The sequence below is a fragment of the Pantoea sp. UBA4549 genome (assembly GCF_002387285.1).
Classification (GTDB): Bacteria; Pseudomonadota; Gammaproteobacteria; order Enterobacterales; family Enterobacteriaceae; genus Pantoea; species Pantoea borealis.
The window spans coordinates 113,986-137,564 of record NZ_DGLH01000009.1 but is presented as its reverse complement, the minus strand read 5'-3'; the positions used below and the strand labels follow the sequence as shown (position 1 = coordinate 137,564).

Below are 23,579 nucleotides of genomic sequence, written 5' to 3'. Positions count from 1 at the left end.
ACCGCACATAACGTTAACCTGTCATAAGTTTAGGCAATGATAGCGGAGCATTTTGCGTCCAGGATCACACAACACAACCTGCAAATGACAAAAATTTACCTGCAGTATCTTGTTTTACATAGAAATTGACTAATCACGCAGTGACACTACTTCTGCCTGACAATCTTTGTCATCCCTGCCAGCAGGCAGTAAACTACCCTCCTTTCCGCAGGAGAACAGGATAACTATTGTGAGCAGCATTAAACTGATTGTGGGACTGGCAAATCCCGGTGCCGAATACGCGGCAACGCGCCACAACGCCGGCGCGTGGTATCTGGATCTGCTGGCCAGCCGCCATAATCAGGCGCTAAAAGAGGAGCCTAAGTTTTTTGGCTATACGGCGCGCCTGGCTCTGGCCGGGAATGATGTGCGGCTGCTGGTGCCAACGACCTATATGAATCTCAGTGGTAAAGCGGTGGCGGCGATGGCCACGTTTTACCGTATTACGCCTGAAGAGATTCTGGTCGCACACGATGAGATGGATTTGCCGCCGGGCGTCGCTAAATTTAAACAGGGCGGCGGGCATGGCGGGCATAACGGTTTAAAAGACATTATCAGCAGGCTGGGTAACAACAATAACTTTCACCGTTTGCGCGTAGGCATCGGCCATCCTGGCGATCGCAACAAAGTGACCGGATTTGTACTGGGAAAACCCCCCGCCAGCGAGCAGAAGCTGATTGATGACGCCGTCGATGAAGCGGTGCGCTGCACAGAACTGTGGCTGAAAGAAGATAAGATTAAAGCGATGAATCGTCTGCACGCCTTCAAAGCGGGCTAAGGCAATTCCCGCGCCGCGCCGGGCAATTCTGTGTATAATGCGCGAAATTTTTTGAATCAGGCGTGCCGCCCGGCGGTGCGCCACCCTCAGTGAGAAAGGTAATCAGATCATGGGATTTAAATGCGGTATCGTGGGCCTGCCAAACGTTGGCAAATCCACCCTGTTTAACGCGCTGACCAAAGCGGGTATCGAAGCAGCGAACTTTCCGTTCTGCACTATCGAGCCAAACACTGGCGTAGTACCGATGCCCGATCTGCGCCTTGATCAGCTGAGCGAAATTGTTAAACCTCAGCGCGTGGTGCCTACCACCATGGAGTTTGTGGATATTGCCGGTCTGGTAAAAGGCGCGTCGAAAGGCGAAGGCCTCGGTAACCAGTTCCTGACCAACATCCGTGAAACAGAAGCGATTGGTCACGTGGTCCGCTGCTTTGAGAATGAAAATATTATTCACGTCTCAGGCAAAGTTAATCCGGCAGAAGATATCGATATTATCAATACTGAGCTGGCACTCTCTGACCTGGATACCTGTGAGCGCGCCATTCAGCGCTGCCAGAAAAAAGCCAAGGGCGGCGATAAAGACGCAAAAGCGGAACTGGCTGCGCTGGAGAAGTGCCTGCCGCATCTGGAAAACGCCGGAATGCTGCGTGCCCTGAAGCTGGATGCTGATGAGAAAGCCGCTATCCGCTACCTGAGCTTCCTGACGCTGAAGCCTACCATGTACATCGCCAACGTTAATGAAGATGGCTTCGAAAATAACCCATACCTTGACCAGGTACGCGCTATTGCTGAAGCAGAAGGCTCGGTAGTGGTGCCGGTATGTGCAGCCGTTGAATCTGACATCGCCGAGCTGGATGATGAAGAGCGCGATGAGTTTATGGCTGAGCTGGGTCTGGAAGAGCCAGGTCTGAACCGCGTGATCCGCGCGGGTTACGCGCTGCTTAACCTGCAGACTTACTTTACCGCGGGCGTTAAAGAAGTACGTGCATGGACGATCCCGGTGGGCGCCACTGCACCGCAGGCTGCCGGTAAGATCCACACTGATTTTGAGAAAGGGTTTATCCGCGCACAGACCATCGCCTTTGATGACTTCATCACCTATAAAGGTGAACAGGGTGCCAAAGAGGCGGGCAAAATGCGTTCAGAAGGCAAAGAGTACATCGTCAAAGATGGCGATGTAATGAACTTCCTGTTCAACGTCTGATAACGGCGGCTGTTCCGCGGGATGCCCGTTACTCTCGCGCAGATAAGCAAGTGCTTTACTATCCACGCTCCGGCGTGGATTTTTTTTGGCGGCGTATGTTTCATCCCGCCTTCATTTCTGCGTTAAACCCCTTTCTGGCCTGCGCGCGCTGAAAACAGCTATTACGCGGCAATTTTCCCTTTTGCCATGACCCGGGGCATCCACCAGCGCTTGCCAACCGTTGATAATGTAATTCATTATCATTATTATCGCGGTCAGGAATTTCACGGATCAGCGCTTTTTATAAGAGAAAGGGTTAGATGAAAAAAGTCATTTGTGCATTTGCTTTGCTGTTTACTGCCGCCAGTCACGCCGTTGCTGCTCCCTACCCGCTGACCATCGAAAACTGTGGCTACAAAGAGACGTTTACTAAAGCGCCGGAACGCGTGGTTGCGCTGGGACAGAACACCACAGAGATCCTGCTGCTGCTCGGGCTGCAGGATAAGATTGTGGCCAGCGCTTTCTGGCCGACTAAAGTACTGCCGCAGCTGGCTAAGCAGAATGCCGGCATCAAAACGCTGACCGTTGAGATCCCGACGCTGGAGTCGATTCTGGCCCAAAACCCGGACTTTATCCCGGCGCAGGCACCGCTGCTGCTCGGCCCGGAAAGCAAGGTCGCGAAACGTGAGGATTTTGCCACGCTGGGGCTGAACAGCTATATGTCCCCTGGCATGTGCGCCACCAAAAAAGGCGCGGGCGATATGTATGGCAGTCGCCAGAAATTATGGGACATGACTTATCTGTACAAAGAGATCGACGATTTCTCCCGCATCTTCAACGTGGAAGATCGCGGTCAGGCGCTGATCGCTGACTTCAAACAGCGTGAAGCCGCGCTGCGCAGCGCCTTCAGTAAAAATGCCCGCGACCTTTCCTTTGTGTTCTGGTTCTCCAGCTCCTCGCCGGCGGCAGACGCCTACGTTGGCGGGAAGAACAGCGCGTCCGGTTTTATTGCCAGCGTGCTGGGTGGCCATAACGCCATTACTACCGAGACCGAGTGGCCTACCGTGGGCTGGGAAAGCATTATTGCCGCCAATCCGGATGTGATTGTTGTCTCCAGTCTCGATCGCAACCGCTGGACGCTGGACAGCGCTGCAGAGAAGATTAAATTCCTGAAGAGCGATCCGGCCGTGAGTCAGCTGGATGCGGTGAAAAAAGGGCATATCGTGGTTATGGATGGCCAGGCGATGAATCCGACTATCCGCACCATCTATGGCGCTGAACAGGTGGCAGAGCAGCTGCGTAAGATGGGACTGAATTAATGACCACCGCTGTTACCACCGTGCGGCAGACGCTGGTGCTCAGCACAAGTGCAGTCGCGGCGCTGTTGCTTCTGATCATGGTGATAGCGCTGGGCATCAGCGTGGGCGAACTGCCTGTGCCGCTCAGGAGCGTTTTTTTCGCGTTCAGTAATCGTCTGGGCCTGACGGCAGAACCGCTCAATCGCATTTATGAGAGCGTGATCTGGGACTTCCGGCTCAGCCGGGCGCTGGTTGCCGCCTGCTGCGGCGCGGGTCTCGCCATCTGCGGCGCCGTTCTGCAGAGTCTGCTGAAAAATGCGCTGGCAGAGCCTTACGTGCTGGGCGTATCGGCAGGTGCCTCTACCGGCGCGGTCGCTATTGTTATTCTGGGTCTGGGGACGGGCGCCGTCTCGCTCTCTGCAGGTGCGTTTGCCGGAGCCTTCGCCGCCTTTGCATTTGTCGCCTTTCTCACGAAGGGCGCGCGCAGCGGCAACGAACGGACCATCCTCGCGGGCGTCGCAGCCTCCCAGCTGTTTAATGCGGTAACCGCCTATACCATCAGCACGTCAGCCAGCGCTCAGCAGGCACGCGACGTGATGTTCTGGTTGCTGGGAAGTTTTAGCGGCGTACGCTGGCCGGAATTTCAGCTGGTGCTGATTGTGGTGGTGCTGGGGCTGGCAATCTGCCTGTGGTATTCACGCGCGCTGGATGCGTTTACCTTTGGTGATGATGCCGCCGCGTCGCTGGGTATTGCCGTACCGCGGGTACGCCTGATCCTGTTCACGACTACGGCACTGATCACCGCAACCATTGTCAGCATGGCAGGCTCAATTGGCTTTGTCGGCCTGGTCGTGCCGCACGTGATGCGCTTTTTCTTCGGGCCGCTGCATCGCACTCTGCTGCTCGCCTGCGCGCTGGCCGGAGCGATTCTGATGGTACTGGCGGATATCGCTTCGCGCCTGCTGATTGCGCCACAAAGCCTGCCGGTGGGCGTAGTCACCGCGCTGGTTGGCGTACCTTTCTTCGCTATCATTATCTACCGCTCAGGGAACAAATCATGAGTATCTGCGCTGAACATATTACGTGGAAAGTGGGCAGGAAAGTTATCGTCAATGATGTCTCACTGAACGTAGCGCGCGGACAAACCGTGGGCCTGCTGGGGCCAAACGGATCCGGTAAATCGTCGCTGCTGCGCGTGCTGGCGGGACTGCGACGCCCGCATGCCGGTCAGGTAATGCTGGATGGCAACGATATCCGCTTTATCGCAAAAAAAGCGCTGGCACGCCGGGTGGCCTTTGTGGAACAGCACGGGATGACGGATGCCAACATGCGGGTACGTGACGTGGTGAAGCTGGGACGTATTCCGCATCACTCCCCTTTCTCCAGCTGGAACGCACAGGATGACGCCACGGTTCTGGCAGCGCTGCAGCGGGTGGATATGGTGGAGAAAAGCGATCAGGGCTGGCAGAGTTTGTCAGGAGGCGAGCGGCAGCGGGTGCATATTGCGCGGGCGCTGGCGCAGGTGCCAACCGAAATCCTGCTGGATGAACCGACTAATCACCTCGATATTCATCATCAGATGCAGCTAATGAAGCTTATCAGCGAACTGCCGGTAACCAGCATTGTGGCGATACACGATCTCAATCACGCCTCCATGTTCTGCGATAATCTGATTGTGATGCAGCAGGGTGAAATTGTCGCCACCGGCACGCCGCAGGAAATTCTGAATGAGGATCTGCTGTGGGATGTATTCCGCGTGCGGGCAAAAATCGAAAATTCGCCTTACCACAGCGGTAAACACATTCATTACATAGCCTGACGGAAACCTGCATGCCTGCGCCCCGCCCCGTTAAGCGGCTCTGGCTGCCCCTGCTGCCGGGCTGTCAGTTTGTTTTTAACCTTGGCTTTTACGCCGTGGTGCCTTTCCTGGCCATTTTTTTGCGCGACGATCTGGCGCTCTCTGGCACGCTGGTCGGGCTGATTCTGGGGCTGCGTACTTTCTGTCAGCAGGGTATGTTTCTGCTCGGCGGCGCACTCTCCGATCGCTTTGGCGCCCGGAGAGTGGTGCTGGCGGGCTGCATGGTACGTATCAGCGGCTATCTGCTGCTGGCGTGCGGCGAATCAGTAGCCCCGGTTATCACCGGCGCCTGCCTGACCGGCATCGGCGGCGCGCTCTTCTCGCCCTCCATTGAAGCGCTGCTGGCGAAAGCGGGTACGCAGAGTGAAGCAGAAGGAAAACGCAGCCGCGCTGAGTGGTTTGCCCTGTTTGCCGTCTGCGGCGAGCTGGGTGCCGTTATCGGTCCGGCGGCGGGTGCGCTGCTGACCGGTTACGGCTTTCGCCAGATCGCCTTTGCAGGCGCAGCGGTCTTTATGCTGGCGATGATCGTGCTGTTTTTCACCCTGCCCGCCGCGCCCGCACGCCGCACTACGCTGCAGGTCATGCCGTGGTGGCGCACCTTTCACCAGCCGCGTTTTGTGGCGTTTATCATTGCTTACAGCAGCTGGCTGCTGAGCTATAACCAGCTCTACCTGGCGCTGCCTGTGGAGATCCAGCGTGCCGGCGGCCAGGAGAGCGATCTCGCACCGCTGTTTATGCTTGCTTCACTGCTGATCATCACGCTGCAGCTGCCGCTGGCGCGTTTCGCCCGCCGCACCGGCGCAGCGCGGATCGTCCCGTGGGGCTTTGCGCTGATTGCCGGGGCATTCCTCAGCGTGGCGCTGTATGCTGATGCCGCACCTGGCGCGGGCTGGATGCGCCTGCTGCCCGCAGCGGCTTTTGTCACGCTGCTGACGCTCGGGCAGATGCTGCTGGTGCCGGCCGCGAAAGATCTGGTGCCACGGTTTGCAGATCCGTCATCGCTGGGCGCGCACTATGGTGCCCTGGCCACTGCGGGTGGCGTGGCGGTGTTAATGGGTAATATCCTGCTGGGAGGCATACTTGAACAGGCGCGCGTGCCGTCAGAGGCGGCCCGGCTGCCGTGGCTGCTGCTGGCACTGTTTCCTCTCGTCAGCGCTTTTGCCATGCGCATTATCTGCGCGCCGCTGCGCAACGCGTAACCTGCGGCATATTGTGCCGCCCTCCTCCCTTACCCGCTGCGCCACAACAGGCGGGCGACTCAATTCACGCTTTGGTGAATATTGTCCTCAGCGCTGACTATTCCGCTTGCCAGAGCATGCACCGGTGTGTATTTTTATGCATTAATTTTGCATAAATTGCACACCTTGTCCCTTCTCCAGGAGAATCACAATGTTTATCCGTTCAGCCCTGCTGGGCTTAGTGCTGGCGCTGTCAGCCACGGCGGCGCAGGCCGTCACCTATGTTGTCGGCTCTGGCGGCACTTACCGTCCGTTCGAATTTGAAAACGCGCAGAAGCAGTTGGAAGGATTTGATATCGATATCATCAAAGCCGTCGCCAAAGCGGAAAATTTTGATATCAAACTGGTTAATACCCCGTGGGAAGGCATCTTTGCCACCCTGAATTCGGGCGACCGCGACATCATCATCTCCGGCATTACCATTACCGACAAGCGCAAGCAGATGGTCGATTTCTCCGCGCCCTACTTCCCGGCTGAACAGGCTATTGTGGTGCCGGAAAACGCTAACGTAGCCTCTCTGGCGTCGCTGAAAAATCTGAATGTCGGCGTGGTGAACTCCAGCACCGGCGACATCGTGGTGTCTGATGTGCTGGGCAAAAACAGCACGGCAATTAAGCGTTTTGATAATACGCCGCTGATGCTGCAGGAGCTGTATGAAGATGGCATCGGCGCGGCCGTAGGCGATGTTGGCGTGGTGAAATACTACATTAAAACGCATCCGGAAAAGCAGTTTAAACTGGTTTCTGACAATAAGTTTGAGCGCCAGTATTTTGGTATCGCGGTAGCGAAAGGCAACGATGAATTACGCAGCAAGATCAATGCCGGCCTACAGAAAATCATTGCCGACGGCACCTATGCGAAAATTTACGCGACCTGGTTCGACAGCAACGTTCCTGCTCTTCCCGCTCAGTAATCTCCCGTCGCCGCGCGCTCGCGCGGCACAATAAGGACGTTTTTATGACAGGCTTCCGCTGGGAAATCATCCAGGAATATATGCCGCTGTTTATCGACGGCGCGATGATGACCCTCAAATGTACCCTCATTTGTGTAATCACAGGCACCCTGTGGGGCCTGACGCTCGGCTTAGGGCGTCTGGCGTCGGCGCCGCATGGCCCGTGGAAATATCTACTGCATTACGGCATTCAGTGGCCGGTACGCATCTACATCAGCGCTTTCCGCGGTACGCCGCTGTTCGTGCAGATTATGGTGGTGCACTTCGCGCTGATCCCGCTGTTTATCAATCCACGCGATGGCATACTGGTGGCAAACGGTATTATGCCGGCAGAATTTGCCCGCGAGCTGCGCGCTAACTATGGCGCTTTCCTTTCCTGCGTAGTGGCAATCACCCTGAATGCGGGCGCTTACGTATCGGAAATCTTCCGCGCCGGGATCCAGTCGATCGATCGCGGTCAGATGGAAGCCTCGCGTTCGCTTGGCATGCCCTATGGCCGCACCATGCGCAGAGTGATTTTGCCGCAGGCGTTTCGCCGTATGCTCCCGCCGCTCGGCAATAATGCGATTGCTATCGTAAAAGATTCGTCGCTGGCGTCAGCGATTGGTCTTGCCGATCTGGCATATGCTGCCCGTACGGTTTCAGGCGCTTACGCGACTTACTGGGAACCCTATCTGGTGATTTCACTGGTGTACTGGGTATTTACCTTCCTGCTGTCGCTGCTGGTTCGTTACATGGAAAAGAGGTTTGGCAAAAGTGATCCACGTTGAAAACTTGCAGAAAAACTTTGGTGAAAACCAGGTGCTGAACGGCATCAGCTGTGACATTCCGGCGCAGGAGGTGCTGTGCGTGATCGGTCCGTCCGGCTCTGGCAAGAGCACGTTCCTGCGCTGCCTGAACGGACTCGAAAGCATCGATGGCGGTCGCGTGGTGGTGAACGGGTTTGAGGTGCAGGATCCCAAAACCCGCATCAATACGCTGCGTGAACATGTGGGTATGGTGTTTCAGCGCTTTAATCTCTTTCCGCATATGACCGTGCTGGAAAACCTGATTATGGCACCGATGGAGGTGCGCAAACTGTCGCGCCAGCAGGCCACTGAGCAGGCTAAAGCGCTGCTGGAAAAAGTGGGCCTGACTGATAAGATCAATGCCTGGCCAAACAGCCTCTCCGGCGGCCAGCAGCAGCGCGTCGCCATTGCCCGGGCGCTGGCGATGGAGCCCGACATCATGCTGTTTGATGAGCCTACCTCCGCGCTTGATCCCGAACTGGTCGGTGAGGTGCTGAGCGTCATGAAAATGCTGGCGCAGGAAGGCATGACCATGGTGATTGTCACGCATGAAATGGGCTTTGCGCGCGAAGTGGCGGATCGGGTGATGTTTATGGATCAGGGGATCATTCAGGAGCTGGACACGCCGGATGTGCTGTTCACCCGGCCGCAAAATCCGCGTACTCAGGCGTTTCTCAGCAAAGTGCTGGCGTAATCCATCGCCCGGTCATAACAAAAATCCACGCCGCAGCGTGGATTTTTTTCTGTCTGCTATCCGCTTATTTAAGCGCCATCGCATTTTTTAGCGTGAAGAACAGATCGGTCTGGTCGGTCAGCCCCACCACGTTTGCCGCGTGCGGTCCGTAAGCAGCAATGCGCAGCTGCGCACCGGTATGTTCCTGCGAATCCTCTTCCGAGTTGCCGTAGCTGATGGTCATTACCGCACCATCTTTCGTGTTCAGCGCCTGGGTCAGGCCCGGCGCTTTGGTGCCATTCTCAACAATCTGACTGCTGTGCGCGTGGTCGGCGGTGACCACCACCAGCGTATCGCCATGTTCGCGGGCATAAGCCAGCGCCACCTGTACCGCTTCGTCGAGATCGACCGTTTCGCCAATCTGGCCGCACGGGTTAGCCGCGTGATCCTGTTTATCGATTGAAGCGCCCTCGACCTGCAGGAAGAACCCTTTCTCATTTTTACTGAGCAGGTCGATCGCTTTTGTCGTCATCTGCGCCAGCGTCGGCACCGATGCCGGCCGATCCTGATTAACCTCACAGGTCACGACCGGTTTATCAATATTGCCATGATAACTGGCTTTGGGGCCCTGCCAGCGCACCGGCATATTGCCCGGCGCAAACAGCCCCAGCAGCGGCTGCTGCTGAGTCGCCTGCTGTACCGCGTTCAGCGCGTCGAGATTTTCTGCCAGCTGATAGCCGCGCGCCTGCGCCTGTTCATACAGCGTTTTACCTTTATAGTCGCCAGCTTTCGCGACCTCATTAAAGCTTTTTGCACCGCCGCCCAATAACACATCCGGACGGGTCAGCAGCATCTGCTCGGTAATCGAGCCTTTGCCACCCTGCTCTAATGCGTTAGTCGGGCAGAGTTCACTGGTTTTCTCAGGACCGTAGCATTTGCGCGAGGTGACATGTGCCATCAGTGCCGCCGGCGTTGCATCCTGCAGTTCGGCGGTAGAGACATTCCCGGTGGCTTTGCCGGCCGCTTTGGCCAGCTCAAGCAGCGTGGTTTGATCCTGACCATTGACGTCGACACCAATAGCTCCGTTGTACGACTTGGTGCCTGTCGCCCATGCGGTGGCGGAAGCGGCAGAGTCAGTGACGTAGCCCGGTTTGTGCGTTTTTTTATCCAGCGAATAGTGCGTGTACTGTCCGGTAAGCGGTAGCGCATCAATACCGGCAAAAAAGCCGCCCGCGCCCATCGCCAGATTACGCGCAGCGGTGATCTCGGAGTCACCCATACCATCGCCGATCAGTAAAATGACATTTTTTGCCGTCTTATTACTTAGCGAGGCCTTCAGCGCCTCAGTCTGATCGCTGCTCAGCCGACGTGCGCCACCGTGCTGCGTCAGATCGCCGGTGGCTGCTCTATTGTATGTTGTAACGTCTGCCACCGCAGCGGTGGCGGTAAACGTAGCCAGCAGTGAAACCGTCAGCAGAGGTAAGTGTTTCATTCTTCAGCATCCTTATCAGTGAGACAACCCGTTTATTTTCGCTGCCAAGTCTGCGTCAGCGGGATGACATTTTTGTGTCAGACACGCAACGTTTCAGTGACAATCACAGCAAAGTGAACAGGGTTAAGACAATCTGTGCAGAGCTTAAGCAGATAGAAAAAAAGGAGAAAATAGCACTTGACCCTTTTCAGCTAACTCCCTATAGTAGCGCCCCGTTGACCCAGCGCGGTTAGCGAAAAAATATGTGGTGAGGTGTCCGAGTGGCTGAAGGAGCACGCCTGGAAAGTGTGTATACGGCAACGTATCGGGGGTTCGAATCCCCCTCTCACCGCCACAAATTTGAAGAAGAGCCTGAACTTACGTTCAGGCTTTTTTTTTGCATATTGCATCGTGAGAGGGGTATGAGAACCCCCGACCGGGTTCGACGGGGAACACTGGTCACCAGAGCCTGTAATACTCGACCTTTCTTCAGTCTTACAGAGATCTTTTTGGAAATATCCGGACGGACCTCTGCACAGACCTGACCACCCTCAGCAGACTCAGGCCGCAGTTCTTCTTCAGGTCTGCTAAACTGATCCGGCAGCAACATTCAGCAGGGATAATGCGGATGGGGTGCCAGCGACCCCTTTCCATCAGCCCTGTTGAAAACTCCCTTTTTACGATGACACTCTTTGTATCATTACCAAAGCAGTCAGGGCGTTATCGCCCAAAAAAACGTTTTGATTTATTAAGGAAAAAATTATGGATGATGTAGATCTGGCACAGGAACGAGAAGCGGCTCATCTTGAGAGCGCATTATTTGCCCGCCAGCCGCGCCTGGTGAGCACAACAGGCAAGTGTATCTGGTGCAGAGATGAAGCGATTGTTGCTGATACTGCATTCTGCTCTTCAGAGTGTGGAGAGGATTACCACAAGCATCAGCGCGAAATGAAGCAGCGGATCACCGGCGAATAGCCGGAAGCGGCGCTTAGCTAATCCGTAAAGCGCCGCACGCCATAACCTTGTGATGCATGCTTAATAAAGCAAATTAAGCCTGCGTTTTTTACAGGATAACGCCCTTCAGATCCGCAGTAAAAACAGCATAAGCCAGATGTGGCGGATCAAATCCTGCCCTTCCGGATAATCACAATGGCATCACGGTATATCTCTTTCATAAAGTCATCATGGGTTGCCTGCCGGTAAACCTCAAGCCTGGCCAGCAATGCTTCAATAGTAATTTCGTTCCCGGTGTCAATGAGTTCGCGTACTGCTTTCAAAATGGCATTAGCTATAAATTCCACTCTGTCGTTATTATCATTTGTCATAAACCTCCACTTTTGATTCCAGACCACCGTACCACTCAGGCGATCAGAATGTCGGTTTATCGGGCCTTTTTATTAATTTACCTTCTCAGCTAATCTTCAGCTCAAACAGGCAGGGGTGGAAAAATATTTATTATTCAAAGAGATAATAAAGAACAGGAGCATATTGCTAATGACTGAGTCGCAAAGGAAACTCCCCGCCAGAGGTAAGCTAATACCGGGCACAGCAAATAAAAAAGCCTGAACGCGTGTTCAGGCTTTTTTATTTACCGTCTGACCACCTTACTTTTTGGCGGGTAAAGCGGGTTCCGCGACGGCTACGCCGGTCAGTTCGCTCAGCCCTTCATGATTAATCTCACCGTCGGCCTTATCCACTGCCTGCGAGATAGTCAGCAGATTCTGCAGTTCGCTCAGCAGAATAGCAGCGTCAGACCTCAGCACGTCATCACTTTCAGCGGAGTCGATAACCGTATTGATCGCTTTGTTTGCGGCGTCAATCATTTCTGTTACTCCACCCTGCCTGCTGACGGCCAGTACCAGCGCGCTGATCAGCAGCGACTGAGCTTCCACACGGGCGGTCAGCTGTTTCATGTCCGCATCAATGTGCGATATTTTAGCCAGCATACTCAGGACGACGTTTTTCACTGGTTGTGCTCCCTGAAAAAACATCAATCTTACCGCGTTAGCGAACTGCTGCAACTATCATCACTCTGAAATACCGGCAGACGCTGTACGGCCAGTGTCAGTCAGAAAAAAACCCGGCCAGAGCCGGGTTTGTCGACTGAATGCTACTCTGTCAGCCGTAGGCGTGCAGTGTGCGCTGGCAGAGGGCTGAGCGAACACAGTCCTCTTTCGCAAAACGCACCACGCCAACCATCTCATCTTCTTCAAAGCGCGCCAGCGCATCGGCAAGACCGGACTGAACGCTGGCGGGCAGATCGCACTGGGTAATATCACCGTTAACGATAACCGTGACATTTTCTCCCAGGCGGGTCAGAAACATCTTCATCTGCGCAGCGGTGACGTTTTGTGCCTCGTCGAGGATAACCACTGCATTCTCAAAAGTACGTCCACGCATATAGGCGAAGGGCGCAATCTCTACCTTGGCGATCTCAGGCCGCAGGCAGTACTGCATAAAGGAAGCGCCGAGACGTTTAACCAGAACGTCATAAACCGGACGAAAATAGGGGGCAAATTTCTCGGAAATGTCTCCGGGCAGGAAACCGAGATCTTCATCCGCCTGCAGTACCGGGCGCGTCACGATAATCCTTTCGATATCCTTATTGATCAGGGCCTCAGCTGCTTTTGCAGCGCTAATCCAGGTTTTACCGCAACCCGCTTCACCGGTTGCAAATATCAGCTGTTTCGTTTCTATGGCGTTAAGATAGTGCGCCTGAGCTTCATTTCGGGCTGCAATGGGTGCCCGGTCGCGCACATCGCGCGCCATGCCAATAGCATCTAACCCGCCCATCTGCACCAGCGAAGTGACCGATTCTTCTTCGCGCTGACGATGACTCCGGGAGTCATTACGAAGCACACGACGAGCTTCACGACGCGCTTTGATCACTGCTTTCTGTCTTCCCATAGTGGCACCTTACAGTTGGTTTCATGAATCGCGACGGATCACCCGCGGCGATGACTTGAACGCTTTAGAGGTTACATTGGCTTCCTTGTAGCCGTACTGATAGACAAACGGGGGTGTACAACAGCGCCGAAACGCCGCAGCGCACCGGATAAACACGGACTGATTGAAGAAGATAGTGGATGGATGGAAAGTAAAACGCTGACAGGAGGGTCTCCCCCGCAGAGAACTGCGCTTGCTGTGTTACACCTGCTGGTTCCGGAATGGAACACCTCATGCGCGAACTCCAGTGGCAGATGCCACATAACTGACAACGCTTATGATTAAAGTGAAACATAGCGCCGAAAATTTGCAACACTATTTTTACTTTTCGATGCAAATTAAGATTTTTAGTGGCGATCGGCTGATACGCAAAGCACATAAAAGAACAACAATATCAATGCAATAAATAAAAACAAAAAGGATCCTTTACGGATCCTTTCATGAGGCGGAGAGCTATAAAGCATGATGCCCGGTAACGGCAATCAGGTTCAGGCTTCGATTAACGACTGCCCGAGATAGTGAGCGCTATCCGGCACGCCCGGCAGCGCAAAAAAGTACCCCCCGCCGACAGGTCGCACATACTCTTCCAGCGCCTCACCGTTAAGCCGCTGCTGCACCGTGATAAAACCTTTGCTGAGATCGTGCTGATAGCAGATAAACAGCAATCCCATATCCAGCTGCCCTGCGCCTGTGATCCCTGCGGAGTAGCTGTAGCCGCGCCGCAGCATCAGGCTGTCAGCCGTCTCCGGCGTGCGCGGGTTGGCAAGCCGGATATGGGCATCAAGCGCAATGACCTCACCATCCGGATCGCTGGCGTAATCCGGCTCATCATGCTCATGCTGTCTGCCGAGCGGCGCGCCACTGAGCTTTTCACGACCAAAAATAGTCTGCTGCTCACCCAGCGGGGTGCGATCCCATTGCTCAACGCGGAAACGAATAATCCGCACCGCCTGATAGCTGCCACCATATGTCCAGGCAGGCTCCTGCTGATCGGCCGTCACCCACAGCATGCGGTTCATCAGCGCGTCATTCTGCGTATCCGGATTTGCCGTGCCATCTTTGAAACCCAGCAGGTTAATCGGGGTTTCCTGCCCGTTACTGCGTGCTGCACGATCGGGAATAAACCCTTCGCGCCGCCAGCGTACCGCCAGCAAGTCGGGCGTGTGTTTGATGATGTCGCGCAGCGCGTGGATCACGGTGTCCTGACTGTTGGCGCAGATCTGAATCAGTAGATCCCCGTGACACTGGCTGGCGTCGAGCGAATCATTAGGAAAGCGCGTCATCGTCTGCAGCTGTGCCGGCTTATGCGCGCCCAGTCCAAAGCGTTCGTCAAACAGTGAACTGCCCACGGATAGCGTCAGCGTCAGGTTATCCGGCGCAATGGTGGCACCCAGAATGCCGGAATCAGCCGGCGGCAGTTGCGGATTCGTTACTGCAGGCGCAAGCCCGCCCTGCGTCAGAAACGCAAACCTTGCTGTCAGCAGACGCAGTAAACGCGTCAGCTCCGCTTTACTGCCGGCCAGTACGTCAAATGCCACCAGCATCATGGCGGCCTGCTGCGGCGTCAGGATGCCCGCCTGATGCTCACCGTAAAACGGTTGCACCTGCTGACGCGCATCAGGTGCAACCGTTCCCGGAGAAAAATGTTCCGCTGCGCCAGCGTGAAACGGACAGCTGCCCCCGAGTGCAGCCGCACCGCCCAACACACCCAGCCCCTGCAGTAACCGACGGCGCGCCGGCTGCATGGCGTCATGCTGTTTAGTCATGGTTAATCAAGGCCCAGCGTGCCGCGCAGCAAGGAGAGATCTTCCGCCAGCACGGTAATCGGCGCTTTTAACGCATTGCGATCGGCTACCGTCAGCTTCTCATACGACGCAAAACCGTCCGCCGTACGGTATTTATCCAGTATGACGTCAACTTTACTGAAGTTCGTATCGATTTTCGTCAGAAGCTGCGGATTACGCTGCTGCAACAGCGGGCGCAGTAATGAGACAATTTTCTGCGCGCCGTCGACGTTTGCCCGGAAGTCTGAGAGGTCAGTGCGGCTGTAACGATCTTCTTCTCCGGAGATTTTGCTCGAAGCGACCTCTTCAATCAGACCGGCTGCGCCCCCCACAACTTTAACCGGCGAAAATGCCAGCGCGCTGATGCGCGCCTGCAGCGCTTTTACATCCTCATTAAGCTGGCTGGCAAAAGGAGCGGCACCGGTCGTTGTGCGGTCGGCAAACAGCAGTTTCTCCAGCCGGTGGAAACCGGTGAATCCAGGATCCGCCGCTTTCTGCTCAAAATCATCTTCACGGGCATCAATCGTGCCATCCAGATCGGAGAAGAGTTCGGCAACAGGCTCAATACGCTCGTAGTGGGCGCGGGTCGGTGCGTAGAGCGCTCTGGCTTTGTCCCCGTCGCCTGCGTTGATGGCTGCCGTAAACGCTTTGGTACTGCTGACCAGCGCGTTAACTTCATTGAGAACGTAAGCTTTGTAGTCGGCGATAGGCTGAGCCAGCTGCAGCAGCTCTTTCTGCTCTGAGGCTGATGACTGCCCCGATCCGGTCACCGTTAGTTTGCCTTTGGGATTGCTCAGCAGGCCGCAGGTCATCTCATACTCACCCGCTTCCAGATTTGCCGTCAGCTTTTGCGTGAAGCCCGGCGCGATATTTTCCCGCTCTTCCACCACCATGACCCCTTTCAGGATCTCCCACTCCAGCGCTTTCTGGCTGTGATTCTTAATAATGAACTGACTTTTACCCGCCGGCACGTTCAGCGTCATCGGCTCACACTGTTTGTCCGTAACGGTGACGGTGAACTGCGGGATCGCTGCGGCGGCAGTACCGGAAAGCAGCAGCGCGATGAAGGAAGCGGTAGTGCGTAAAGGCGTATTCATGAGGGTATCCGTGTTAAAGAGTCAGGTTATGACAATCGGTAATCAGCGCAGGCTGCGTGCAGCAGCCGGAGCAGGAGGCGTCGGGAAAAAGAACAGCAGCAGCGCCGGCACCAGGTAGATCAGCCAGGCTGCGACTTCACTGACGCTGGGGGCCTCCTGATAGCCAAGCAGGCCTTCAAGCAGCGTACCGGCCAGGGAATGCGTGGAGAGCACGTTGCTTATATCAAACGCCGTTGCCTGAAAGTGGTTCCATAATCCGGCTTCATGAAAAGCGCGGATTGCGCCGGCCGCAAGTCCGGCGGCAACAAACAGAATAAACAGGCTGCTCCAGCGGAAAAAGTGCGCCAGATTAAGGCGGACGCCGCCGTAATAGATCAGCATACCGAGCAGCGCTGCGGTCAGCAGGCCGAGCAGCGCGCCCGCAGGCGGAGCGTAGCCAACATCCTGCGTAAAGGCTGCCAGCAGAAAAAACACCGATTCCAGTCCTTCGCGCGCCACGGCGAGAAACACCATCATCACCAGCGGCAGGCCGCTGCCGCCCCGCTTTTCCAGCGCCTGATCAACGGATTTTTCCAGCGTCAGGCGCATGCTGCGTGCGACTTTGCGCATCCAGAACACCATGGTGGTCAGCATCGCTACCGCAATCAGCGCAACCACACCTTCAAACAGCTCCTGCTGCCTCTGCGGAAACTCACCGGTGGTGGCATTGATGGCCATACCCAGCCCCGCGCAGAGAACAATAGCGGCTATCACCCCGCCCCACATGGCCGGAAACCATCGGGTACGCCCGGTGCGCTTCAGGTAGCTGGCGATCAGGCTGACAATCAGCGCCGCTTCCAGACCTTCACGAAGCATAATGAGAAACGGAACAAACATCGTTTGCCTCTTAAGTGTTTAGCAGGGTAAATCTGTCGTAAAAAAACGTAAAGTGCGAACGATATCGATTATCATTATCGCCGAGAAAAAAACAAGTCACTGCGGGAAATTATTTTGCTGCGTGGGGAGAAATCAGGGGAATGGGCGTCCGGATAAAACAGCTGAGATCTTTTTGCCTGACGTATCAGACGTGCAGAGGAGGCACAGCGATGTGCCTCCTCTGTAATAACGGTGCCGGAACGCACCGCGCGAATACCTTAATCTGCCTGGTATTCCGCTTCCGCAGCGGCGAAACGCTGCTGTGCGGCGGCAGAAGGAGCTTTGCCTGCCAGGCTGAAGACCACGATGGCGATGCTGGCAAAAATGAAGCCCGGAATGATCTCATACAGCTCGGTATAACCATACTGTTTCCACAGCAGTACCGTTGCCGCACCAATCACCATACCCGCCAGTGCGCCGTTGCGCGTCATGCGCTTCCAGCAGACACCAAACAGCACAACCGGACCAAACGCCGCGCCAAAACCAGCCCATGCATAGCTCACCAGGCCCAGCACCCGGTTATCGGGGTTAGACGCCAGTGCAATGGCGATCAGCGCAATCAGCAGCACCATGGCGCGTCCTACCCATACCAGTTCTTTCTGACTGGCATTTTTGCGCAGGAAGCCTTTATAGAGATCTTCCGTTAATGCGCTTGAACAGACCAGCAGCTGGCAGCTCAGGGTAGACATCACTGCCGCAAGAATGGCTGACAGCAGAATACCGGCGATCCACGGATTAAACAGAATACGCGTCAGCTCGATAAAGATACGCTCTCCGTTCTGCGTAACGCCTGCGGCCTGCGCCGGGTTATTCTGGAAATAGGCAATACCAAAGAAGCCCACGGCCACCGCGCCCGCCAGGCAGAAGATCATCCACGCCATCCCGATGCGACGGGCAGTACGGATGGAACGATGGGAATCTGCCGCCATAAAGCGTGCCAGAATATGCGGCTGCCCGAAGTAGCCCAGCCCCCAGCCCAGCAGTGAAATGACCGCGACAAAATTGAGTCCTTTCAGCATATCGAGGTTTTCCACGCTCTTCTCGCGGATCACTGCCAGTGAGTCGTCAAAACCGCCTACGGCGATAATCACAATCACCGGCGTCAGGATCAGTGCGAAGATCATCAGCGTTGCCTGTACCGTATCGGTCCAGCTCACCGCCAGAAAGCCGCCTACCAGCGTATAGAGAATGGTGGCCGCAGCACCCGCCCAGAGCGCAGTCTGGTAATCCATACCAAAGGTGCTTTCAAACAGGCGCGCACCGGCTACCACGCCCGAGGCGCAGTAAATGGTGAAGAAAATCAGGATAACCACCGCGGAGATCACGCGCAGCAGCTTGCTTTTGTCTTCAAAGCGGCTGGTAAAGAAGTCAGGCAGCGTCAGGGCGTTATCGTGATGCTCGGTCTGCACACGCAGGCGACCCGCCACAATTTTCCAGTTCAGCCAGGCGCCAATCGTCAGGCCGATAGCGATCCAGCTTTCAGAGATGCCGGACAGAAAGATGGCACCAGGCAGGCCCATCAGCAGCCAGCCACTCATATCGGAGGCACCGGCTGAGAGCGCCGTAACAAAACTGCCCAGGCTGCGGCCGCCCAGAATATAATCATCAAAGTTTTTTGTTGACCGGTAAGCGATAAACCCTATCAACACCATCCCAAGGATATAGATAATAAAGGTCACCAGCATTGGTGTACTTATACTCATACTCTCTCCACTTATTATGTAATTGCTTAAGAGAAATTGTTTGCCCGCCCTGCCTGAACGGTTCTGGCCGGGCGTCTCCCTGGCGCGACTTATCACTTACCCGTCTGAATCACGGCAGTCGAATCAGCGCGGCAGCACCGGAACGGGGTAGCCACTGCGCGTTACCGCCGCCAGAGAAGCGAATTTCTCTTAAGGCGCGGTATCCTGCCGCAAAGGTGCGATGTGCACAATGGATTTAACACACCTGTTACCTGGGTTTCACCTCTCTTTCTCATTTCTTTGCTCAAAGGTTGCGCCCGCTCAAACTTTTGGTTGCACCAGAAAAGCGGTTTTTCGCGGTTTTCTGACCCCGGTTGCAACTCTGGCGAGATTCTTGCAGCAAGAAACGTGCCGTTTCTTTGTTGTTAACAAATAAGCGGTTTGAAAGCGTGCTACCTGAGTCACATTTAACATGGTTGCACAAAGTTGCAACCTGGGTGATAGTGCAGCCCACGCTGATGTTGATTTACTTTTTAAGACGAGGAATTCATGGGAACAACGACCATGGGGGTGAAGCTGGATGAAGCCACCCGCGACCGCATTAAGCTGGCAGCACAGAAAGTTGATCGCACATCTCACTGGCTGATTAAACAGGCTATTTTCAACTACTTAACCCAGCTTGAAGCGGGCGAAACCCTGCCGGAAATCCCGCTGCAGGCCAGCGACACTACGGTGGAAGAGAGCCTGCCTGAAGAGAGCCTGCAGCCGTTCCTCGACTTTGCTGAGCACATTCTTCCACAGTCGGTTACCCGCTCCGCGATCACTGCCGCGTGGCGTCGCCCGGAGACAGAAGCGGTGCCGATGCTGCTGGAACAGGCACGCCTGCCCGCCGCGCTGGCAGAGAAAACCCACCAGCTGGCTTACAGCCTGGCTGACAAGCTGCGGCACCAAAAAGGTGCAACCGGACGCGCCGGAATGGTGCAAAGCCTCTTACAGGAGTTTTCCCTCTCTTCGCAGGAAGGCGTGGCGCTGATGTGTCTGGCAGAAGCGCTGCTGCGTATTCCGGATAAACCTACCCGCGATGCGCTGATCCGCGACAAAATCAGTAACGGTAACTGGCAGTCGCATCTGGGCCGCAGCTCATCCATGTTTGTTAACGCCGCGACCTGGGGCCTGCTGTTTACCGGACGCCTGGTTTCGACGCACAACGAAGCGAGCATGTCCCGCTCGCTGAACCGCATTATCGGTAAAAGCGGTGAGCCGCTGGTACGCAAAGGCGTGGATATGGCCATGCGCCTGATGGGCGAGCAGTTCGTTACCGGCGAGACCATTGCTGAAGCGCTGGCGAACGCCCGTAAGCTGGAAGAGAAAGGCTTCCGCTACTCCTACGATATGCTCGGTGAAGCGGCCCTGACCGCCGCCGATGCCAAAGCCTATCTGCTCTCCTACCAGCAGGCGATCCATGCGATTGGCAAAGCTTCCAACGGACGCGGCATCTATGAAGGCCCGGGTATTTCAATCAAACTTTCTGCGCTGCATCCGCGCTACAGCCGCGCTCAGTACGATCGCGTCATGGAAGAGCTCTATCCGATCCTGAAATCGCTGACGCTGCTGGCGCGCTCCTATGACATCGGGATCAATATCGATGCTGAAGAAGCCGATCGTCTTGAGCTGTCGCTGGACCTGCTGGAAAAACTCTGTTTTGAACCTGAGCTGGAGGGCTGGAACGGGATCGGCTTCGTGATTCAGGCTTACCAGAAGCGCTGCCCGATGCTGATTGACTCGCTGGTCGATCTGGCACAGCGCAGCCGTCGCCGCCTGATGATCCGTCTGGTGAAAGGGGCTTACTGGGACAGCGAAATCAAGCGCGCGCAGATGGAAGGGCTTGAAGGCTATCCGGTTTATACGCGTAAGGTATATACCGATATCTCCTATCTTGCCTGCGCACGCAAGCTGCTGGCGGTGCCAAGCCAGATCTACCCACAGTTTGCCACGCACAACGCCCACACGCTGGCCGCTATCTATCATCTGGCGGGCAATAACTATTATCCGGGTCAGTATGAGTTTCAGTGCCTGCACGGCATGGGCGAGCCACTCTATGAACAGGTTGTGGGTAAAGTGGCCGATGGCAAACTTAGCCGTCCCTGCCGTATTTACGCGCCGGTAGGCACGCACGAAACGCTGCTGGCTTACCTGGTACGTCGTCTGCTGGAAAACGGTGCCAACACCTCCTTTGTCAACCGGATTGCCGATAAGAGCCTGCCGATAGATGAGCTGGTTGCCGATCCGGTAGTGGCAGTGGAAAAAATGGGTGCGGCCGAAGGCGCCGTGGGTCTGCCACATCCTAAGATCCCGCTGCCGCGCGATCTCTATGGCGACAAGCGTCCTAACTCAGCGGGTCTCGATCTTGCGAATGAACATCGCCTCGCCTCACTCTCCAGTGCCCTGCTGAACAGCGCCAGCCAGCCATGGGTGGCACAGCCGATGATTGAGGGCACACCGGAAACAGGTGTCAGTCAGCCGGTACTGAACCCGGCGGCGCCGGCTGATGTGGTCGGCAGCGTACGTGAAGCCACTGAAACGGAAGTCTCTGCCGCGCTGGATGCGGCGGTCAGCGCCGGACCAATCTGGTTTGCCACCCCGCCAGCCGAGCGCGCAGCGATCCTCGAGCGCGCCGGTCAGGCGATGGAAGCGCAGATGCAGCAGCTGATTGGTCTGCTGGTGCGCGAAGCGGGCAAAACTTACAACAATGCCATCGCCGAAGTGCGCGAAGCGGTCGACTTCTTCTACTACTACGCCGGCATGGTACGCGATGATTTTGACAACGAAACGCATCGTCCGCTGGGTCCGGTAGTCTGTATCAGCCCGTGGAACTTCCCGCTGGCGATCTTTACCGGTCAGATTGCCGCCGCGCTCGCCGCCGGCAACAGCGTGCTGGCAAAACCGGCCGAGCAGACGCCACTTATCGCGGCGCAGGCGGTGCAGATCCTGCTGGATGCAGGCGTGCCCGCCGGCGTGCTGCAGCTGCTGCCTGGCCAGGGTGAAACCGTGGGCGCACAGCTTACCGGCGATGAGCGCGTGCGCGGCGTGATGTTCACCGGTTCCACCGCCGTGGCAACCCTGCTGCAGCGTAATCTTGCTGGTCGTCTCGATCCGCAGGGGCGCCCGACACCGCTGATCGCCGAAACCGGCGGCATGAATGCCATGATCGTTGACTCATCTGCCCTCACCGAACAGGTAGTGGTGGATATCGTTGCCTCGGCGTTTGACAGCGCGGGTCAGCGCTGCTCGGCGCTGCGTCTGCTCTGTATCCAGGAAGACGCCGCCGATCACACCATCAAAATGCTGCGCGGTGCGATGGCGGAGTGCCGCATGGGCAACCCGGAGCGTCTCTCAACCGATATCGGTCCGGTTATTGACCAGGAAGCGAAAGAAGGTATCGAGCGCCATATCCAGGCGATGCGCAACAAAGGCTTTACCGTTTATCAGGCGGTGCAGGAAAATGCGCAGGATCGTAAAGAGTGGGAGAGCGGCACCTTTATCAAGCCCACGCTGATTGAGCTGGATCAGGTCAGCGATCTCGATAAAGAGATCTTCGGACCGGTGCTTCACGTGGTGCGCTTCTCACGCAGCAGCCTGCCGCAGCTGATTGAGCAAATCAACGCCACCGGCTACGGTCTGACGCTGGGCGTACACACGCGTATTGATGAAACCATCGCGCAGGTCACCGCGAACGCGCACGTTGGCAACCTCTATGTGAACCGTAATATGGTCGGCGCCGTGGTAGGCGTGCAGCCGTTTGGCGGCGAAGGTCTCTCCGGTACCGGGCCGAAAGCGGGTGGTCCGCTCTATCTCTATCGCCTGCTGGCAAATCGTCCGGATGGCGCGCTGCGCCTGACCTTCGATCGTCAGGATGCTGAGCAGCCGGTCGACAGCAGCGTGCGCACAACGCTGATGGGCGCGCACCAGGCGCTGCAAAGCTGGGCGCAGGATAAGCCAGCGCTGCAGGCGCTGTGCCAGCGTTACGATGAGCTGTCGCAGGCAGGTACGGTGCGTCTGCTGCCGGGTCCGACGGGCGAACGCAACACCTTCAGCCTGCTGCCACGTGAACGCGTGCTCTGTCTGGCCGATAATGAGCAGGATGCACTGATCCAGCTGGCTGCGGTTACCAGCGTGGGCAGTCAGGCGCTGTGGCAGGATGATGAGCTGCATCGTGGCCTGCTGAAATCGCTGCCGTCGGCCGTACAGCAGCGCATCCGGCTGGCAAAAGATGCCCTGTCCGGTGAGTTCGATGCGGTGATCTATCACGGTGATGCCGATCAGCTGCGTACGCTGTGTGCCGATATCGCTGCGCGCGAAGGCGCCATTGTTTCCGTCCAGGGCTTCGCCCGCGGGGAAACCAATCTGCTGCTGGAGCGGTTGCTGATTGAACGATCGCTGAGCGTCAACACCGCGGCGGCAGGCGGCAACGCCAGCCTGATGACCATCGGTTAAACGTCAGGTTATGACAGTAAAGGGCCCCCCGCGGGCCCTTTTTTATTGCGGGTTTGTCAGGGATGCATAAATACCCCAGGGACGCATTAATGCGTCCCCTACAGATTGCATTGTTATCCCATAGGGGCGCCATTAATGGCGCCCGAACATCACCATCGGCGCATAAATACGCCAGGGACGCATGAATGCGTCCCCTACAGATTGCATTGTTATTCCGTAGGGGCGCCATTAATGGCGCCCGAACATCACCATCGGCGCATAAATACGCCAGGGACGCATGAATGCGTCCCCTACAGATTGCATTGTTATCCCTGTAGGGGCGCCATTCATGGCGCCCGGAAACCAGCGCAGGCGCATAAATACGTCAGGGACGCATGAATGCGTCC

Annotated in this window: 19 protein-coding genes and 1 tRNA gene; 12 read left to right on the top strand and 8 right to left on the bottom strand. The window is 56.2% G+C overall.

What is annotated here, in order from left to right; genetic code table 11:
- Window positions 1-229 precede the first annotated feature (229 nt).
- The 9 genes from pth (at window position 230) to B3041_RS07300 (ending at window position 8,825) form a co-directional block, all read left to right on the top strand.
- The gene (gene pth, locus B3041_RS07340) at window positions 230-817 is read left to right on the top strand and encodes an aminoacyl-tRNA hydrolase (RefSeq protein WP_065649070.1); all 588 of its coding nucleotides are present in this window, start codon (window positions 230-232) and stop codon (window positions 815-817) included.
- Window positions 818-926: 109 nt separating this feature from the next.
- Entirely contained in the window at window positions 927-2,018 is a 1,092-nt protein-coding gene (gene ychF, locus B3041_RS07335; protein WP_039384969.1) for a redox-regulated ATPase YchF, read from the top strand.
- A 299-nt stretch (window positions 2,019-2,317) separates the two neighbouring features.
- Window positions 2,318-3,316, top strand: coding sequence for an ABC transporter substrate-binding protein (locus tag B3041_RS07330; RefSeq protein WP_292970955.1), 999 nt, complete (start codon window positions 2,318-2,320; stop codon window positions 3,314-3,316).
- The gene (locus B3041_RS07325) at window positions 3,316-4,356 is read left to right on the top strand and encodes a FecCD family ABC transporter permease (protein WP_292970952.1); all 1,041 of its coding nucleotides are present in this window, start codon (window positions 3,316-3,318) and stop codon (window positions 4,354-4,356) included. Before B3041_RS07330 ends, B3041_RS07325 begins: the two co-directional genes overlap by 1 nt.
- On the top strand, window positions 4,353-5,114 hold the full coding sequence (locus B3041_RS07320) for an ABC transporter ATP-binding protein (protein WP_065649067.1): 762 nt from the start codon (window positions 4,353-4,355) through the stop codon (window positions 5,112-5,114). Before B3041_RS07325 ends, B3041_RS07320 begins: the two co-directional genes overlap by 4 nt.
- A gap of 11 nt (window positions 5,115-5,125) precedes the next feature.
- On the top strand, window positions 5,126-6,352 hold the full coding sequence (locus B3041_RS07315) for an MDR family MFS transporter (RefSeq protein ID WP_292970947.1): 1,227 nt from the start codon (window positions 5,126-5,128) through the stop codon (window positions 6,350-6,352).
- Window positions 6,353-6,542: 190 nt separating this feature from the next.
- On the top strand, window positions 6,543-7,304 hold the full coding sequence (locus B3041_RS07310; protein ID WP_065649065.1) for a basic amino acid ABC transporter substrate-binding protein: 762 nt from the start codon (window positions 6,543-6,545) through the stop codon (window positions 7,302-7,304).
- A gap of 44 nt (window positions 7,305-7,348) precedes the next feature.
- Window positions 7,349-8,113, top strand: a complete 765-nt coding sequence (locus tag B3041_RS07305; protein ID WP_065649064.1) for an amino acid ABC transporter permease — start codon at window positions 7,349-7,351, stop codon at window positions 8,111-8,113.
- On the top strand, window positions 8,100-8,825 hold the full coding sequence (locus tag B3041_RS07300) for an amino acid ABC transporter ATP-binding protein (protein ID WP_065650454.1): 726 nt from the start codon (window positions 8,100-8,102) through the stop codon (window positions 8,823-8,825). The genes B3041_RS07305 and B3041_RS07300 overlap by 14 nt, the downstream gene beginning before the upstream one ends.
- A 64-nt stretch (window positions 8,826-8,889) precedes the next feature.
- Here the strand turns inward: B3041_RS07300 and phoA are convergent, their stop codons facing one another.
- Window positions 8,890-10,296 (bottom strand): alkaline phosphatase, encoded by a 1,407-nt coding sequence (gene phoA / locus B3041_RS07295; RefSeq protein ID WP_292970944.1) that lies wholly within the window; start codon window positions 10,294-10,296, stop codon window positions 8,890-8,892.
- A 246-nt stretch (window positions 10,297-10,542) separates the two neighbouring features.
- Here phoA and B3041_RS07290 point away from each other — a divergent pair.
- Window positions 10,543-10,630: transfer RNA gene (locus B3041_RS07290), tRNA-Ser, on the top strand.
- A 407-nt stretch (window positions 10,631-11,037) separates the two neighbouring features.
- Entirely contained in the window at window positions 11,038-11,250 is a 213-nt protein-coding gene (locus B3041_RS07285; protein ID WP_065649062.1) for a DUF2116 family Zn-ribbon domain-containing protein, read from the top strand.
- 146 nt (window positions 11,251-11,396) lie between these two features.
- Here B3041_RS07285 and B3041_RS07280 read toward each other — a convergent pair whose 3' ends face one another.
- From B3041_RS07280 to putP, 7 genes are all read right to left on the bottom strand, one after another.
- On the bottom strand, window positions 11,397-11,600 hold the full coding sequence (locus B3041_RS07280) for a hypothetical protein (protein WP_065649061.1): 204 nt from the start codon (window positions 11,598-11,600) through the stop codon (window positions 11,397-11,399).
- Window positions 11,601-11,879: 279 nt separating this feature from the next.
- Window positions 11,880-12,242 carry an anti-adapter protein IraP gene (iraP, locus tag B3041_RS07275; RefSeq protein WP_065650453.1) on the bottom strand — a complete coding sequence of 121 codons (363 nt, stop codon included), beginning with the start codon at window positions 12,240-12,242 and terminating at the stop codon, window positions 11,880-11,882.
- A gap of 151 nt (window positions 12,243-12,393) precedes the next feature.
- On the bottom strand, window positions 12,394-13,182 hold the full coding sequence (gene phoH / locus B3041_RS07270) for a phosphate starvation-inducible protein PhoH (protein ID WP_065649060.1): 789 nt from the start codon (window positions 13,180-13,182) through the stop codon (window positions 12,394-12,396).
- Window positions 13,183-13,709: 527 nt separating this feature from the next.
- The gene (gene efeB, locus B3041_RS07265; RefSeq protein ID WP_292970937.1) at window positions 13,710-14,987 is read right to left on the bottom strand and encodes an iron uptake transporter deferrochelatase/peroxidase subunit; all 1,278 of its coding nucleotides are present in this window, start codon (window positions 14,985-14,987) and stop codon (window positions 13,710-13,712) included.
- A 2-nt stretch (window positions 14,988-14,989) separates the two neighbouring features.
- The gene (gene efeO, locus B3041_RS07260) at window positions 14,990-16,102 is read right to left on the bottom strand and encodes an iron uptake system protein EfeO (RefSeq protein WP_065649058.1); all 1,113 of its coding nucleotides are present in this window, start codon (window positions 16,100-16,102) and stop codon (window positions 14,990-14,992) included.
- Window positions 16,103-16,144: 42 nt separating this feature from the next.
- Window positions 16,145-16,978: an iron uptake transporter permease EfeU gene (efeU, locus tag B3041_RS07255; RefSeq protein WP_065649057.1), complete on the bottom strand. Its 834-nt coding sequence runs from the start codon at window positions 16,976-16,978 to the stop codon at window positions 16,145-16,147.
- A 257-nt stretch (window positions 16,979-17,235) separates the two neighbouring features.
- Entirely contained in the window at window positions 17,236-18,720 is a 1,485-nt protein-coding gene (gene putP / locus B3041_RS07250) for a sodium/proline symporter PutP (RefSeq protein ID WP_065649056.1), read from the bottom strand.
- A 528-nt stretch (window positions 18,721-19,248) separates the two neighbouring features.
- Between putP and putA the strand changes: the two genes are divergently transcribed.
- Complete coding sequence (putA, locus tag B3041_RS07245; RefSeq protein ID WP_292970931.1) at window positions 19,249-23,193, top strand: trifunctional transcriptional regulator/proline dehydrogenase/L-glutamate gamma-semialdehyde dehydrogenase; 3,945 nt, start codon at window positions 19,249-19,251, stop codon at window positions 23,191-23,193.
- Window positions 23,194-23,579: the final 386 nt, after the last annotated feature.

Bases quoted from the DNA above. Each gene is read 5' to 3' on its own strand.
- ychF (WP_039384969.1), top strand. From the start codon at position 927: ATGGGATTTAAATGCGGTATCGTGGGCCTGCCAAACGTTGGCAAATCC.
- B3041_RS07330 (WP_292970955.1), top strand. From the start codon at position 2,318: ATGAAAAAAGTCATTTGTGCATTTGCTTTGCTGTTTACTGCCGCCAGT.
- B3041_RS07325 (WP_292970952.1), top strand. From the start codon at position 3,316: ATGACCACCGCTGTTACCACCGTGCGGCAGACGCTGGTGCTCAGCACA.
- B3041_RS07320 (WP_065649067.1), top strand. From the start codon at position 4,353: ATGAGTATCTGCGCTGAACATATTACGTGGAAAGTGGGCAGGAAAGTT.
- B3041_RS07315 (WP_292970947.1), top strand. From the start codon at position 5,126: ATGCCTGCGCCCCGCCCCGTTAAGCGGCTCTGGCTGCCCCTGCTGCCG.
- B3041_RS07310 (WP_065649065.1), top strand. From the start codon at position 6,543: ATGTTTATCCGTTCAGCCCTGCTGGGCTTAGTGCTGGCGCTGTCAGCC.
- B3041_RS07305 (WP_065649064.1), top strand. From the start codon at position 7,349: ATGACAGGCTTCCGCTGGGAAATCATCCAGGAATATATGCCGCTGTTT.
- phoA (WP_292970944.1), bottom strand. From the start codon at position 10,296: ATGAAACACTTACCTCTGCTGACGGTTTCACTGCTGGCTACGTTTACC.
- B3041_RS07285 (WP_065649062.1), top strand. From the start codon at position 11,038: ATGGATGATGTAGATCTGGCACAGGAACGAGAAGCGGCTCATCTTGAG.
- B3041_RS07280 (WP_065649061.1), bottom strand. From the start codon at position 11,600: ATGACAAATGATAATAACGACAGAGTGGAATTTATAGCTAATGCCATT.
- phoH (WP_065649060.1), bottom strand. From the start codon at position 13,182: ATGGGAAGACAGAAAGCAGTGATCAAAGCGCGTCGTGAAGCTCGTCGT.
- efeB (WP_292970937.1), bottom strand. From the start codon at position 14,987: ATGACTAAACAGCATGACGCCATGCAGCCGGCGCGCCGTCGGTTACTG.
- efeO (WP_065649058.1), bottom strand. From the start codon at position 16,102: ATGAATACGCCTTTACGCACTACCGCTTCCTTCATCGCGCTGCTGCTT.
- efeU (WP_065649057.1), bottom strand. From the start codon at position 16,978: ATGTTTGTTCCGTTTCTCATTATGCTTCGTGAAGGTCTGGAAGCGGCG.
- putP (WP_065649056.1), bottom strand. From the start codon at position 18,720: ATGAGTATAAGTACACCAATGCTGGTGACCTTTATTATCTATATCCTT.
- putA (WP_292970931.1), top strand. From the start codon at position 19,249: ATGGGAACAACGACCATGGGGGTGAAGCTGGATGAAGCCACCCGCGAC.